Origin of the sequence: Acinetobacter sp. HA (assembly GCF_000264725.1) — a bacterium.
GTDB classification, from domain to species: Bacteria; Pseudomonadota; Gammaproteobacteria; order Pseudomonadales; family Moraxellaceae; genus Acinetobacter; species Acinetobacter schindleri.
This window is the reverse complement of the sequence record NZ_AJXD01000008.1, coordinates 21,439-36,696: the sequence shown is the minus strand read 5'-3', so window position 1 is coordinate 36,696 and position 15,258 is coordinate 21,439. Positions and strand designations below refer to the sequence as shown.

The 15,258-nt window shown below is 43.9% G+C and carries 12 protein-coding genes, 2 tRNA genes and 1 pseudogene; 9 read left to right on the top strand and 6 right to left on the bottom strand.

All coding sequences use genetic code 11. The features are described 5' to 3' along the window. The first annotated feature begins 207 nt into the window (after positions 1 to 207). Positions 208 to 1,869 carry an energy-dependent translational throttle protein EttA gene (gene ettA, locus HADU_RS02355; protein WP_004810042.1) on the top strand — a complete coding sequence of 554 codons (1,662 nt, stop codon included), beginning with the start codon at positions 208 to 210 and terminating at the stop codon, positions 1,867 to 1,869. A gap of 60 nt (positions 1,870 to 1,929) precedes the next feature. On the opposite strand, the gene HADU_RS02350 is transcribed toward ettA, so the two are convergent. The 6 genes from HADU_RS02350 to HADU_RS02325 all read right to left on the bottom strand — a co-directional run bounded on the left by HADU_RS02350 (position 1,930) and on the right by HADU_RS02325 (position 5,216). Next, the gene (locus tag HADU_RS02350) at positions 1,930 to 2,316 is read right to left on the bottom strand and encodes an SEL1-like repeat protein (RefSeq protein ID WP_004896294.1); all 387 of its coding nucleotides are present in this window, start codon (positions 2,314 to 2,316) and stop codon (positions 1,930 to 1,932) included. A 175-nt stretch (positions 2,317 to 2,491) separates the two neighbouring features. Then, positions 2,492 to 2,833 carry a hypothetical protein gene (locus HADU_RS02345; protein WP_004810038.1) on the bottom strand — a complete coding sequence of 114 codons (342 nt, stop codon included), beginning with the start codon at positions 2,831 to 2,833 and terminating at the stop codon, positions 2,492 to 2,494. A gap of 166 nt (positions 2,834 to 2,999) precedes the next feature. Further along, positions 3,000 to 3,075, bottom strand: a tRNA-Glu gene (locus tag HADU_RS02340). A 34-nt stretch (positions 3,076 to 3,109) separates the two neighbouring features. Continuing rightward, a tRNA-Ala gene (locus HADU_RS02335) sits at positions 3,110 to 3,185 on the bottom strand. Positions 3,186 to 3,242: 57 nt separating this feature from the next. Further along, a complete protein-coding gene (gene gltX / locus HADU_RS02330; protein ID WP_008303225.1) occupies positions 3,243 to 4,751 on the bottom strand; it encodes a glutamate--tRNA ligase in 1,509 nt (502 codons plus the stop codon). Between the two features lie 135 nt (positions 4,752 to 4,886). Continuing rightward, positions 4,887 to 5,216 (bottom strand): hypothetical protein, encoded by a 330-nt coding sequence (locus HADU_RS02325; RefSeq protein WP_004810034.1) that lies wholly within the window; start codon positions 5,214 to 5,216, stop codon positions 4,887 to 4,889. A 387-nt stretch (positions 5,217 to 5,603) separates the two neighbouring features. On the opposite strand from HADU_RS02325, the gene HADU_RS02320 reads away from it, so the two are divergent. The 8 genes and pseudogenes from HADU_RS02320 (at position 5,604) to mraY (ending at position 15,205) form a co-directional block, all read left to right on the top strand. Next, positions 5,604 to 6,605 carry a sulfate ABC transporter substrate-binding protein gene (locus HADU_RS02320; RefSeq protein WP_008303222.1) on the top strand — a complete coding sequence of 334 codons (1,002 nt, stop codon included), beginning with the start codon at positions 5,604 to 5,606 and terminating at the stop codon, positions 6,603 to 6,605. 254 nt (positions 6,606 to 6,859) lie between these two features. Further along, on the top strand, positions 6,860 to 7,879 hold the full coding sequence (locus HADU_RS02315) for a sulfate ABC transporter substrate-binding protein (RefSeq protein ID WP_004810029.1): 1,020 nt from the start codon (positions 6,860 to 6,862) through the stop codon (positions 7,877 to 7,879). Positions 7,880 to 8,069: 190 nt separating this feature from the next. Beyond that, positions 8,070 to 8,981 carry a 16S rRNA (cytosine(1402)-N(4))-methyltransferase RsmH gene (rsmH, locus tag HADU_RS02310; RefSeq protein WP_004810027.1) on the top strand — a complete coding sequence of 304 codons (912 nt, stop codon included), beginning with the start codon at positions 8,070 to 8,072 and terminating at the stop codon, positions 8,979 to 8,981. Between the two features lie 10 nt (positions 8,982 to 8,991). Then, positions 8,992 to 9,324, top strand: a complete 333-nt coding sequence (locus HADU_RS02305) for a cell division protein FtsL (RefSeq protein WP_004810026.1) — start codon at positions 8,992 to 8,994, stop codon at positions 9,322 to 9,324. A 15-nt stretch (positions 9,325 to 9,339) separates the two neighbouring features. Next, the gene (gene ftsI / locus HADU_RS02300; protein WP_004810024.1) at positions 9,340 to 11,163 is read left to right on the top strand and encodes a penicillin-binding protein PBP3; all 1,824 of its coding nucleotides are present in this window, start codon (positions 9,340 to 9,342) and stop codon (positions 11,161 to 11,163) included. Positions 11,164 to 11,174: 11 nt separating this feature from the next. Continuing rightward, positions 11,175 to 12,670: pseudogene (locus tag HADU_RS02295) on the top strand (UDP-N-acetylmuramoyl-L-alanyl-D-glutamate--2,6-diaminopimelate ligase). Between the two features lie 12 nt (positions 12,671 to 12,682). After that, positions 12,683 to 14,086 (top strand): UDP-N-acetylmuramoyl-tripeptide--D-alanyl-D-alanine ligase, encoded by a 1,404-nt coding sequence (locus HADU_RS02290; protein ID WP_004896281.1) that lies wholly within the window; start codon positions 12,683 to 12,685, stop codon positions 14,084 to 14,086. After that, a complete protein-coding gene (gene mraY / locus HADU_RS02285; protein WP_004896280.1) occupies positions 14,087 to 15,205 on the top strand; it encodes a phospho-N-acetylmuramoyl-pentapeptide-transferase in 1,119 nt (372 codons plus the stop codon). Positions 15,206 to 15,258: the final 53 nt, after the last annotated feature.

Here is a 15,258-nt window from a genome sequence, read left to right as displayed (position 1 = left end):
AACATCAACAAAATAATGCAAGTTTAGGGACTAAAAATTCTGTTTGAAAAATAAACAGGATTAAACTTGTAACAAGGCATTAACTTCACCGGAATGGCTTATGTTTTGTAGACATTCTGCGTATAATAGCCGATTATTTTTTCGCTCATGATTGAGCAGGGGAAATTCATTTTTTCCCCATCTGGTTTTTCAATTGAGGAGTCCTACGTGGCCCAATATATTTATACGATGAACCGAGTATCCAAGATGGTTCCGCCGAAGCGCGAAATCCTCAAAGATATCTCCTTATCATTTTTCCCAGGCGCAAAAATTGGTGTGCTTGGTCTGAACGGTGCGGGTAAATCTACTTTGCTTCGTATTATGGCGGGCGTAGATAAAGATTTCTCTGGTGAAGCTCGTGCGCAACCGGGTATCAAAATCGGTTATCTGGAGCAAGAACCACCTTTGGATGAAACCAAAGACGTTCGTGGTAATGTTGAAGATGGCGTACGTGAAGCACTTGATGCTTTGGCACGTTTGGATGAAGTTTTCGCTGAATATGCAGCAGAAGATGCAGATTTCGATGCACTTGCAAAAGAGCAAGAAAAGCTAGAAGCGATTATTCAGACTTGGGATGCGCATAACCTTAACAACCAGCTTGAACAGGCGGCAGCTGCATTAAACCTGCCAGCTTGGGATGCTGATGTAACTAAATTGTCTGGTGGTGAGCGCCGTCGTGTTGCACTTTGCCGTCTGCTTCTGTCTAAGCCAGATATGTTACTTCTAGACGAACCGACGAACCACTTGGATGCATCATCTGTATCCTGGTTAGAGCGTTTCTTGAAAGACTTCCCAGGTACCATCGTTGCGATCACGCATGACCGTTACTTCCTGGATAACGTAGCAGAGTGGATTCTTGAACTTGACCGTGGCATGGGCATTCCATACCAAGGCAACTACTCTTCTTGGTTAGAGCAGAAAAATGCCCGTTTAGAGCAGGAACAGAAGCAGGAAGAATCTTTTGCTAAAGCGCTTAAGAAAGAACTTGAATGGGTTCGTTCTAATGCGAAAGGTCAGCAAAAGAAAAACAAGGCACGTATGGAACGCTTTGAAGAGCTTAACTCGCGCGAATTCCAGCAACGTAACGAAACGTCTGAAATCTACATTCCACCTGGTCCACGTCTAGGTAACAAGGTTGTAGAAGTTGAAGGTATCAGCAAATCGTTTGGTGATCGTACGCTCTATAAAGATTTATCGTTTGTTGTACCGCCTGCTGCGATTGTGGGTATTGTCGGTGAAAACGGTGCGGGTAAAACCACACTCTTCCGTATGATGACAGGCGAATTACAACCTGATACGGGTACAGTAACTTTAGGTGATTCAGTTAAAGTTGCTTATGTAGGGCAGATTCGTGACACCTTAGATAACAACAAAACTGTTTGGGAAGAAGTTTCTGGCGGTTTAGATATCTTGCGTATTGGTGAATACGAAATTGCATCACGTGCGTACATCGGCCGTTTTAACTTTAAAGGCCAAGATCAGCAAAAACGTGTCGGTCAGTTGTCAGGTGGTGAGCGTAACCGTTTACAGCTTGCAAAAATCCTGCAAATGGGCGCTAACGTAATCTTACTCGATGAACCGTCGAACGACTTGGACATCGAAACTTTACGTGCACTCGAAGACGCGATTCTTGTCTTCCCGGGTACAGTGATGGTGATCTCGCATGACCGTTGGTTCCTTGACCGTATTGCAACGCACATCTTGTCATTCGAAGGTGAAACACCTGAATTCTTCACCGGTAACTATGCAGAATTCGAAGAATATCGTCGTAAACGCGATGGGGATGACCTGGTTGCGAAACGTCAGAAATACCGCAAAATTGGTGCTTAACTAAAGCGACAAAAAAAACCAGCCCTCGGGCTGGTTTTTTATCCTATATTCTTAAGTTTATCAGCTTTCTATTTCTGATAAAAGTTGTGCAGCCTTACTATGATTTTGCTGTCTGGCTTTATCTAACCATAATCTGGCCTGTTCATCATTTTGATCTAGACCTAGTTTTCCATGCAAATAATACACGCCAAGTCGATATTGTGCTTCCATATGTCCTCTTAACCCTGCACTCAGGTAGTTCCAGACAGCATTGCGTTGATAGATGTGTTTTGGGGTTAGGCGTTGGCTAATCTCTGGTACAGCCTGTAGTTGTTGCAGGGTCATACAAAGTGACTCATATTGCAAAGCCTGCAAATAATAAGTATCTGCTTCACTCGGCTGCTCCTCAATGAATGGAATAGGCGGATCATTACAAGAAAATAGAAAATTTATAATTTTTTTAAGCATTTTTATTATTCCTTTATGCTGCATCCCTGCAATAAATTGGAATCCTTTTTTATAAGAATAAATTACACCAGTTTGTCTGATGATGTTTTTAAATTTTTAGATAATCCGATAAAACTAATTTAATGAAAGGCATAAAAAAGACTGCCGAAGCAGCCTTAAATACGAGAGAGAAAAATCAGATTTCCCATTCATGATTACATTCACGGCATTTCCATTTTTTCTGGCTTTGCATGAATGCCTGCATAGAGATTTTAAAGTCAGGCAAGTCTTTATAGAACATAAAGCCTGCAATCAGACAGATCACGAATACAATTACTGTCGCAGTCTGTAGGGTAGTGCCTGCGCCGTCACCAAAAATCCACATACCAATACTGATGATCACCAGCAGAAGTAAGACAAATAGGGCAGGTACAAGAAGTACCAAGCTTTTTGGCACGACTGGACGTGCTGCTGGCTGACCTGGTTGTGCAAGCGGCATAATTTTAGGACTTTGACATTTCGGACAACGGTATTGCATTGCAACTCCAGAATTTTTCAATTTTGTCTATTTTAATCTTAATCATACAGAAAGCCAAAAGTGGCTCAAAGTTATCATAATAAATTTCAGACAATAAAAAACCCAAGTCGCAATGCTTGGGTTTTTTTATTAAGATCACCCTAATATATTATAGTGATCTTGAATATGGCGTCCCTACGGGGATTCGAACCCCGGTTACCGCCGTGAAAGGGCGATGTCCTAGGCCTCTAGACGATAGGGACAAATGAGGCAAATACACAAGTAAAGCAAGACTTTTGGTGGAGTCAAGGAGGATCGAACTCCTGACCTCTACAATGCCATTGTAGCGCTCTACCAACTGAGCTATGACCCCAGTCTGTGTGAGCGCTATATTATGGATATAACGTTCACACGTCAACTAAAAATTTAATTAAGCTTCATCAACTGCATCATTTTTCGGCAATTTTAAGCTTTCATTAAGTTTTTCCCAGACTTTCAGCTCTTTTTTGCTTGGACCACCGACAATTTCCAGGGCATGACGCAGACGGGCAAAGGTCAGGTCTGGTCCAATCGTCACCATGGTTTGCATCACTGGCGTAGATGCAGTTGAACCGGCAATGGCAATAAAGAAAGCTGGCATAAAATCACGTAGCTTGATGCCCATCTGGTTGGCAAGATCCATCAGAGTTTGGCCGACCGTATCATTATTCCAGGTAAACAGGCTTTCCAGACGCCAAATTGCAAACTGCAAACTTTGACGTACCTGTTCTTCAGTCAGTTTTTTGCTTTCAAACTGTTCTTTAGACAGCGTAGGGAAATGGTTGAAATAATGCGCTGACCAGTTCACCGCTTCTGACAACAGGTTGATACGTGGTTGAATCGCAGCAGCAATTTCTTCTAATTTGGCACGATCAGCTTTCCAGGTCAGCAAGGTATCCAGAAGCTCAGCTGGAGAAAGTGCCTTAATCCACTGACCATTCAGCCAATTTAATTTTTCAACATCAAAGATCGGGCCGCCAAGAGAAACACGATTAATGTCAAAGTGTTCAATCATCTCAGTCAGTGTAAATTTTTCACGCTCATCTGGCATTGACCAGCCCATACGACCCAAGTAGTTCAGCAGGGCTTCTGGCAATACACCGATGTCTTTATAGTAGTTAATAGACGTCGGGTTTTTACGTTTAGATAGTTTTGATTTGTCCGGGTTACGCAGTAGTGGCATGTGGCACAGCACTGGCATATCCCAACCAAAGTATTTGTAAAGCAATTGGTGTTTCGGTGCAGAAGGAATCCATTCTTCACCGCGAATCACATGGGTGATTTGCATCAGATGATCATCGACCACGTTTGCCAAATGATAAGTTGGCAGACCGTCTGTTTTTAACAGAATTTGCATGTCGACTTGCGCCCATGGAATTTCTACTTCACCACGCAACATATCATTGAAGGTACATACACCTTCAGTTGGCACTTTCATACGAATCACATGCGGTTCGCCAGCTGCCAGACGACGTGCGACTTCTTCTTTAGAGAGTTTTAAACCACGGCCATCGTAACGTGGTGATTCACCACGTGCCTGCTGTTCAGCACGCATTTCATCTAACTCTTGCGCAGTCGCAAAACAGTAGAAGGCATGACCTTTATCTACCAGCTCTTCAGCATATTTTTTATAGATGCTCATACGTTCTGACTGACGGTATGGCGCATGTGGACCACCAATATCCGGACCTTCAGACCAGTTCAGGCCTAACCAGCGCAAAGAATCCAGAATCATTTTCTCTGATTCAGGGGTAGAGCGCAGCTGATCAGTATCTTCAATACGAAGAATAAATTCACCGCCGTGCTGCTTGGCAAAGCACAGGTTAAACAAGGCAATATAGGCAGTTCCTACATGAGGAAAACCTGTAGGAGAAGGGGCAATACGAGTACGAACAGTCATAGTCGGATGGAATCTAAATATAAATTTCTGGCTATTATAACGAAAAAGCCACATCACTTAATGCTTAATTCAACATTGAATGATATGGCTTTAGATCAGAAGCAGTTTTAAATGTTGCGAGCTGTCAGCTGATCATTAGGAATTGCTGCTAAAGAAAAAATTTTGCAGAAAACGAGTAAAACTCTGGTTTTGATCGGCAAAAAAGTTTTGTGATGGACGTACTTTAATTGCAGTCAAAACTTTCAGGTTTTCTTCAGGATGCAGAGATTTTTCAGTTTTTTGCTGCTGAATTGCCTTTACAATAGGAGATGACTTAGTCACTGTTACTGCTGGTTTAGAGGCAGCAGCTGTTAGTGCAGCCGGATTATTAACTAGCTCAGGGTGCGCAACAACAGCGTTGCTGAATTGTGCGGTAAATAAAATGGATAGGCTCAGGATGCCGGTCTTGAACGTTGCAAATTTCATGTCCAAACTCCCTCTCTTGTTGTGGTGCTGGATTTATAGTCTTAGGGTTTTTGTTGTGTTGAATACAATTCAATCACATTTAACCCCTAAAAAGTAGAACCAAGTCACAAAATTTACAAAAAAATAAATATGACAATGGAAAATTGAGAAAAATCAGAGATCACCTCATAACGACGCTATTTTTAGCACAGGACTATGAAGAGACTATGAAGATCATATCCTAAAGTAATCAATTGATAGGCGATAAGTATAAAAAATGCAGAGAATTGTCATTTATAAGATATCTAAAAATAAGAAAATCTTTAAAATTATTATTATAAGCATATGATTGTTAAATATATTTCAAGTTTATATAGTGTTTTTTAGATAAACAAAAGAGCTATTGTAATGAAAAAAATAATTGTATCTGCATTTTTCGCAGTGTTTTCGGGGGTAAGTGCACAGCTGGCAATAGCCAAAGATTTCCTGAATGTTTCCTACGATCCAACCCGTGAGTTCTATCAGGAATATAATGAAGAATTCGGCAAATTCTGGAAACAAAAAACCGGACAAACGGTTAACTTTAAGCAGTCACATGGGGGTTCAGGTAAACAGGCTCGTTCCGTAGTGGATGGTTTACAAGCAGATGTCGTAACACTGGCACTGGCCAATGACATTGAAGAAATTGTCAATGCTGGTCTGATTCATAAAGGCTGGCAAAAAGAGTTTCCGAATAACTCAGCACCTTATACTTCGACTATTGTCTTCTTGGTGCGTAAGGGTAATCCAAAACAGATTAGAGACTGGAATGACCTAACCAAGCCAGGGGTCGAAATTATTACCCCAAATCCGAAAACCGGTGGCGCACCACGCTGGATTTATCTGTCTGCCTGGGGCTATGCGCTGAAACAGCCGGGTGGTAATGATGTTCAGGCCAAAGAACTGGTGAAAAAATTATATGGCAATGTCAAAGTGCTAGATTCAGGTGCGCGTGGATCTTTAACGACTTTTGCTGAGCGTGGCATCGGTGACGTGTTGTTGTCTTGGGAAAATGAAGCCTTGCTGGCGACTCAAGGTTTAGGTAAAGACAAATACGAAATTGTTTATCCGTCTATCTCGATCTTGGCTGAACCATCGGTGGCGATTGTCGACAAAAGTGTCGCGAAAAATGGTAATGCGAATCTGGCTAAAGGTTATTTGAACTACTTGTATTCACCGAAGGGACAGGAACTGGCAGCGAAATATTATTTCCGTCCGCGTGACCAAAAAGCAGCTGCAAAGTATGCAAAACAATTTCCAAAAATTCAAACCTTTACAATTGATAAAGTGTTTGGTGGTTGGACCAAGGCACAGAGAACTCATTTCGTAAATGGTGCAATCTACGACCAGATTTCTGCTGAAAACCGCTAATTTGCCATGGTTTTCTAAATACTTGATAAGACGGCAAAACGGATAAATTGCTTATCCGTTTTTTTCATATCTAAAGAATAAAATGCTATAAAACCTGCATAGCTCTATATTATTAAAATTTTTATTATATAAAACATGATATTAAAACAAAAAATAACTAAATATTACCCTGTATACACTTTGTTTGCTGAATTGCGAAAAATAACTTTATTTCATATAGTTATATGAATACAAGATAATCCTCCCGTGCTCTCATGAAAACTCAGTTAAAATCAATATTTAGCGCTGCCTTATTGGCAACAGGTTTGACATTTACCACAACTGCCACGCAAGCAGCTGACCGTGATTTTTTAAATGTTTCCTATGATGCAACCCGCGAGTTCTATGACGAATTCAATAAATCTTTTGGTGCTTACTGGAAAAGCCGTACTGGTATTAATGTGAACTTTAAACAGTCGCATGGTGGTTCTGGTAAACAGGCACGTTCGGTTGTTGATGGTCTGAAAGGCGATGTTGTGACGCTGGCTTTAGCCAATGACATTGAAGAAATCGTAAAATCGGGCCAGATCAAAGCGGGTTGGCAAAAGGAATTCCCATATAACTCTGCACCGTATACCTCGACTATTGTATTTATGGTGCGTAAGGGTAACCCTAAAGGAATTAAAGACTGGAAAGATCTGACTAAACCAGGCGTGGAAATTATTACACCGAACCCGAAAACTGGTGGTCTGCCACGTTGGGTGTATTTGTCAGCTTGGGGTTATGCAGAAAAACAACCGGGTGGCAGCAAGGCAAAAGCTCAAGAGTTTGTGGGCAAGCTTTATAAAAACGTAAAAGTCATGGACTCAGCTGCACGTGCATCGATGACTACCTTTGCAGAGCGTAATATTGGTGATGTATTGCTGACTTGGGAAAATGAAGCTTTAGTGACGCAAAAGACATTGGGTAAAGACAAGTTTGACATTATCTACCCATCTCTGACGATTCTGACTGAACCTTCTGTGGCAATTGTGGATCGTACTGTTGAGAAAAATGGCAATAAATGGTTGGCAACAGGCTATATCAATTATTTATATTCTCCACTCGGTCAGGAAATGGCAGCGAAACATTATTACCGCCCACGTAATCAGGAAGTTCTAGCGAAATACTCGAAGCAGTTCCCGAAAATTAAAACTTTTACCATTGATGAAGTATTCGGTGGCTGGGCCAATGCACAGAAAACTCATTTCGTGAATGGGGCGCTCTTTGATCAGATTTATAACTCAAAACGTTAATCTGTTGATTTAAAATTTAATTCTATAAATAAAGAAGCTTCCTCCAAGGAAGCTTTTTTATCGTTTGAGTAAAAATAAAAACGGTTTTCTCTATGGAAAATAATATTTATCTACAAAAAGTCGTTTGGAGCTTTAGCTAAACAGAGTGATAATGTGCAGTTAAATTTTTCGCCCTATTGATTGAGTTTTTATGTCCCATATTTCTGTATTGCTTCACGAAACCGTTGATGCCCTGGTGGCTGATCGAAATACGGGAATTTATGTGGATGGAACTTTCGGCCGTGGTGGCCATACGCGTCTTTTATTATCTAAATTAGATGAAAATGCCCGTGTTTATGCCTTTGATAAAGACCCTCAGGCACTTGAAACAGCTGCGATCCTGGAACAGGAAGATCCCCGGTTTAAAATTATTCATGCCAGCTTTGCTGACCTTAAAGAAGCACTTGCTGAGCATGGTATAGAAAGCGTGGATGGGGTGATGGCGGATTTAGGCGTGTCATCTCCACAGCTGGATCAGGCTGAACGTGGCTTTAGCTTTATGAAAGATGGTCCGCTGGATATGCGTATGGACAATTCACAAGGCCCGACCGCAGCTGAGTGGTTGGTGAATATTGAAGAAGAAGCTTTGGCCAATATCATTTTCCAGTATGGCGAAGAGCGATATAGCCGGCGGATTGCCAAAGCAATCAAGGCTGCCGGATATATTGATACGACAGCCAAGCTGGCAGAAATTGTCAAAGTGGCACACCCGAAATGGGAAAAAAATAAACATGCGGCAACCCGAACTTTCCAGGCGATTCGTATTGCTATTAATAAAGAATTAGAAGATATTGAAGTTTTCCTGCCACAAGCCGTTGAAGTACTTAAACCTCATGGTCGTTTGGCGGTTATTAGCTTCCATTCATTGGAAGACCGTTTAATTAAACAATTTATTCAAAAAGAATCTACCTTAGAGGAAGACTCGGGCTGGGGGATGCCGCAACAACGCAAGGATACACGTCGACTGAGAAAAGTATCCCGTATCAAGGCAAGTGATGAGGAAGTGAAAGCCAATCCTCGTTCACGTAGTGCATGGCTCCGAGTTGCAGAACGTTTAGCTTAATAGGCAAATAATGAAAACTGAAGTGGTCGAAAGGAAGTTGAATCAGTCAGGGATGAAGAAAGCCATTACTTACGGCATTCTGTTGATGATGGTTTTCATCAGTGCTGTATTTGTGGTGTTTCAAGTCTTTGAATATCGTCAGGATTATCGAAAACTGAGCAGCTATCTGCGTGAGCGTGATGATCTCAATGCAGAGTGGGGACGTTTGCTGATCGAGCAGCAGACCTTTGGTGCAACCGCCCAGATTGGAACACGTGCCGTGACCCAGCTCAGAATGTATTCTCCTCCTGTTTCACAGACCGTGGTGATTTCATTGCCACAAACTTCAGATGTAAAAAAATAAGGCTAGCGCTCAGACATGGTAGACAAGAAAACCAAGCAAGTGGCACGTAAAAAACAGTCCGTGACGACAAAAAATGCTTTAAGCGTTGATATTAGCCGTTTTTATATTATGTGGGCCGTGGTACTGCTGTGCTTTCTGGCTTTGATCGGGCGCGCTTTCTATGTACAGGTGATTAATAAAGAATTCCTGCAGAACAAGGCCAATGCCAAGATTTTAAGAACCGACAAAATTAAAGCCATGCGTGGTGTGATTTATGACCGTAATGGCGTGCCCCTGGCGATCAGTACTCCAATTATGCGGGTAGTGATTGATCCACGTGATTATTTTGATAATAAAAAACTCTATGATGAAACGATTCAGGCTTTGGAAAAGGATCCGAATAACCGCAAGCTGAAACGTCAGTTACCGGATAAAAACCTGAACCTGGATGAACTGGCTGATGCGGTGGGTATGGATCGTGCCGACCTGCGCCAGAAGATGGAAGCGCGTCCGCGTTCCCGTTATCTGATTCTGAAAAAAGAAGTTCCGCCTCAACAGGCTGAGCTGATTATGCAGCGTAATTTCCAGGGTGTATACACCGAGAAAAACTATAAGCGTTACTATCCGCAGCCACAACCGAACTCACAGATTATTGGCTTGACCAATAGTGAGAGCGTGGGGATTGAAGGCCTGGAAATGCAGCTGAATACCCGTCTGTCAGGTGTAGACGGCGAGCAGCAGATAGTACGTGATAAGAAGGGCAACCGCGTTAAAGACCCTGAAATTATTAAAGAAGTTGAAGCAGGGGAAAATATCACGCTTAGCATCGATTCACGCTTGCAGTACATTATGTATCGTGAACTGACTGCAGCAGGTGTTGCAAATAATGCCCGTTCTGCAACCGCAATCGCGGTGGATGTGAAGACGGGTGAAATTCTGGCGATGACTTCATGGCCAGCTTATAACCCGAATGATAAAAACGGATTATTGAACAAAGATGCGATGCGTAACCGCGGTGCGGTCGACTCTTTCGAGCCGGGTTCAACCATGAAGCCGCTGACTGTAGCGATGGCGCTGGAAAGTGGTAAATACACAGCCAATTCAGTGGTGAATACGACCCCGGGAAGTATGCGGGTCGGGAATCACACAATCCGGGATACCCACAATTATGGGCAATTAACCTTGGGTGGTATTATCCAGAAATCCTCTAACGTTGGTGTCGCCAAACTGGCGTTATCACTGCCTTATGAAACCTTGCCGACTTTCTATAAACGCCTTGGTTTTGGTCAGCGTTCTGCCGTGAAATTCCCGGGTGAAAGTGCCGGTCTGATTCTGCCACCTAGTAAATGGAACGTGTCTGAAGTGGCGACTATGTCTTATGGTTATGGTCTGAATGCGACGGTGCTACAACTGGCTGATGCCTATGCCATGCTGGCTAACAAGGGCGTAAAAGTCCCACTAAGCCTGTACAAATTAGAAGAGCAGCCGAAAGGCGAGCAGATGATTGATCCGAAAATTGCAGACCAGGTTCTGCTGATGATGGAAACTGCAACCTTGCCAGGGGGTACCGCTACTCGTGCGACAGTGCCAGGTTATCGGGTTGCAGGTAAAACAGGGACTGCGCATAAATTGCGTGCTGACCGTAAAGGTTATTCGACCAATGAATACCGTGCTTTATTTGCCGGCGTGGCACCAGTCAGTGACCCACGGATCGCTATGGTGGTGGTGGTAGAAAACCCGCAAGGCACCTACTATGGTGGTACGGTATCTGCGCCGGTCTTTGCGCGTGTAATGCAAGAGTCTTTACGCTTGCTGAATGTCCCATTGGACAAACCTTTAGAATCTCCCCAAGTCCAGTAAACAGGTGATCAATGTCGATAACATTTCAAGATCTCTACGCCGTTCAAGATAGTGCTGAATGGATGCGACAATCCTTTCAGGGCTTTGAGCTGGACAGCCGAAAAGTAAATTAGGGCAAATTTTTATTGCCCTGACCAGTCTGTCTCAACCTGAGAAAACTGTGGAATATGCGAAAAAAGCGCTATCTCTAGGAGCACTGGCAGTCATTTCTGAACAGGATCTCGGAATCTCTCCTGCATTAGTCGTGACAAATGTACGGCATCTAATGGGGGGGTGGCAGAAACGTTATCTGCAAGCGACCCAGCCAGTACAGGCTGCAAGTATTCTGGCCGTGACTGGAACCAATGGAAAAACCACCATTTCTCGCTTGGTCGCAGAACTCTTGATGCTGCAAGGCAAACCTTGTGCGGTGATGGGCACCACGGGCAATGGAATTTTGCCAAATCTGGAAGCCTCTTCGCATACCACACTGGATGCGCTGCAATTGCAAAATGCCCTACATGGTTATGCGCAAGCGGGCGCAGAATTTGCTTCGATTGAAGCCAGTTCGCATGGTCTTGAACAAGGCCGCTTAAATGGCTGTGATATTGAAATTGCAGCTTATAGCAACCTGAGCCGTGACCATCTGGATTATCACGGTACGCTGGAAGCTTATGCTGAGGCCAAGTCACGTTTATTCAAATTTGAATCTCTGAAAGTTGCGATCATTAATCTGGATGACGCACATGCTCAGGTGATGATTGAGGCGGCTCAGGCTAATCTAGCGCAGCCGAAAATTTTGACTTATTCATTGTCGCAAGTTGCTGACTATCAGGTACAGGATATTCAATACCGGATTTCTGGTGCAGAATTTAAACTGATCACTGCGCAGGGTACATTCACCGTACACAGTCCACTCTTGGGTCATTTCAATGTTGAAAACCTGGTGGCGAGTCTGGTTGTTGCAGAACAGGCTGGTTTTGATTTAGCAAATTTGATTGAGACTGTGCCTAATCTAAAAGGCGCACCGGGTCGTATGCAGGTACTGCGTGATGGTGAGCGCTTGTTTGTAGTGGATTATGCCCATACGCCAGATGCTTTGACGCAGGTATTGGTGACTTTAAAACGCCATGTCAATAACAAGCTCTGGGCGGTATTTGGCTGTGGTGGTGACCGTGATCGTGGTAAACGTCCATTGATGGCACAAGCGGCTCTTAATGGTTCGGATATTGCGATTTTAACCTCTGACAATCCGCGTACTGAAAACCCGGAACAGATTTTCGCGGATATGAAGCAAGGTATCGATTTCGCTGGTAAAACTTATCAGGAAATTCATGACCGCCGTGAAGCGATCAAGTTTGTAGTGAAACATGCGCAAGCGGGTGATATTGTCGTGATTGCAGGCAAAGGGCATGAAAATTATCAGGAAATCGATGGCGTTCGCCATTGGTTTGATGATGTTGTCGAAGTACAGGCGGCCATTGATGCGCAGCACTGTAACTCTGATTCAGCATATCCAGCGCAGTAATAGGACGAATTTATGCATACTTCAACTACCAGTACTGTGCCTTTGGTACCTTGGACTGCAGTACAATTACAACAGGCGACTCAAGGTTACTGGCTGAATGACAAGCAGCCTGAAGGCGAAATTAAACGTATCCTGATGGATTCTCGTGATGCTGAAGCTGGTGATGCTTTTCTGGCTTTGAAAGGTGAACGCTTTGATGCACACGATTTCGTAGCACAAGTGGCGGCAAACGGTTGCCAAATTGTCATTGTCGATCATCCGGTTGATGCTGAAATCTGCCAATTGGTTGTGGACGATACCCGTCAGGCGCTGGGTCGTCTAGGCGCTTTCCGCCGTCAGCAAAATCCACAACTCAAAGTCATTGCCCTGACTGGCAGTAGCGGTAAGACCACTACCAAGGAAATGCTGGGTAGTATCTTGTCTCGTCTGGCACCAACTTTGGTGACGCGCGGTAACCTGAATAATGATCTCGGTGTGCCTGTGATGTTGCTGGAGCTGCGCCCAGAGCATCAATATGCAGTGATGGAGCTGGGGGCCAGCCATCAGGGTGAAATTGACTATACTGCTGGTCTGGTACAGCCGCACGTCGCCGGTATTATTAATATCGGCACGGCACACCTGGGTGAGTTCGGTGGTCGTGATGGGATTTGCTGTGCCAAGTCAGAAATTTATTCGCATATTTCTGAAACCTCTATTATTCCTGCAGCGGATGATTATGCCGAGCAGATTCGAGCTGCTGTGAAAACCGAAAAGACCTTAAGTTTTGGTCAGGGTGGAGAGGTCTACGCAACTGAGGTGGAATTACATCCGCAGTCTGCAAGCTTTATTTTGAATACACCTCAAGGTAATAAAACAGTAAACCTGCCATTTGCTGGTGAGCATAATGTGCAGAATGCAACTGCTGCTGCTGCCTTATCTTTAGCCCTTGGTATCAGCCTGGATGATATTGTGGCTGGCCTGGAAGAGGCAGTAGGTGCCAAAGGTCGTCTGAACTTCATCAAGCACAAAGAATTTGTGTTTATTGATGATACCTATAATGCCAATCCAAACTCGATGCGTGTTGCCGCTGACGTTTTAGCACAGCAGGAAGGTATCCGTGTCATGGTGATGGGGGATATTGGCGAGTTAGGTGCATCAGCCGCGATTGAGCATTATAAGCTGGGTCGCGATCTGGTTTCGGTAAAAGGCCTGAACTTTGTGGTGGCAGTCGGTGAATTTGCACCTGCCGCACAAGAAGGCGCGCGTAGTACACAATATGGTAAGAAAATGCAGGCTTTCCTGAATCAGGAGCAGGCATTACCGTTTTTAATTCGTTTGATTGAAACACATCAACCTCAGCCGATGTCATTCCTGTTTAAAGGGTCGCGTTTTACTCATATGGAAACATTGATGGCTGCATTGATGGAGAAACTCTAAATGCTGTTATGGCTATTTGAACAACTGGCGGGCTATGACAGCACGTTTCAGGTGGTTCGTTATTTAACATTACGTGCTTTGCTCAGTGTCTTGACGGCATTGACCATTGGTTTGGTGCTGGGCCCTGTGATGATTCGCAAGTTACAGGCATTGAAATACGGCCAAGCGGTAAGCTCATTTGCACCGGAAAATCATGCCAAAAAAATGGGTACACCTACCATGGGTGGTGTGCTGATTCTGCTCTCAATTGGTATTTCGACCTTACTCTGGGCAGATTTATCGAATCCATACGTGTGGATTGTACTTGCAGTGATGGTGATTTTTGGTGCCGTCGGCTGGGCGGATGACTGGATCAAGATCCGTTATAAGGATAATGCCGGTTTGCCTGCACGCAAGAAGTTTTTCTGGACCTCTGTAGGTTCAATTGGTGCCGGTATTGCGCTTTATGTGATTGCACAGCAACAACCGAATCCGATCGTGACAGCCAACATGCTGGATGTGCTGATTCCATTCTTTAAGGATCACACGATTCCACTCTCAATTATTCCACTCGGTATTGGTTTTATTATCTTTACTTATTTCGTGATTAATGGCGCATCGAATGCCGTTAACCTGACGGACGGTCTGGATGGTCTGGCGATTATGCCGATCGTACTGGTGGCTGCTGGTCTAGGTGTTTTTGCTTATCTTGCCGGTGATGTACGTTTTGCGAACTACCTGCATATTCCATATGTAAAATATTCATCTGAGCTGGTGGTGATCTGTGCCGCGATGATTGGTGCCGGCTTAGCCTTCCTTTGGTTCAACGCTCATCCTGCCCAAGTGTTTATGGGGGATGTAGGAGCTTTATCATTAGGTGCGATGTTGGGTACGATTGCTGTCATGGTTCGTCAGGAAATCGTGTTCGCGATCATGGCGGGTGTGTTCCTGGTAGAAGCGATTTCGGTCTTCCTGCAAATCGGCTCATTACGGATGCGTAATAAACGTGTATTCCTGATGGCGCCATTGCATCATCATTATGAAAAGAAAGGCTGGCGTGAAACCCAGGTGGTGATCCGTTTCTGGATTATTACGATTATGCTGGTAGTTTTGGGTCTAATGACCTTAAAATTACGCTAAGAAATGCATTTGAAAAAGTCGGCGCATGCCGGCTTTTTTGTTTTGGAGAAATT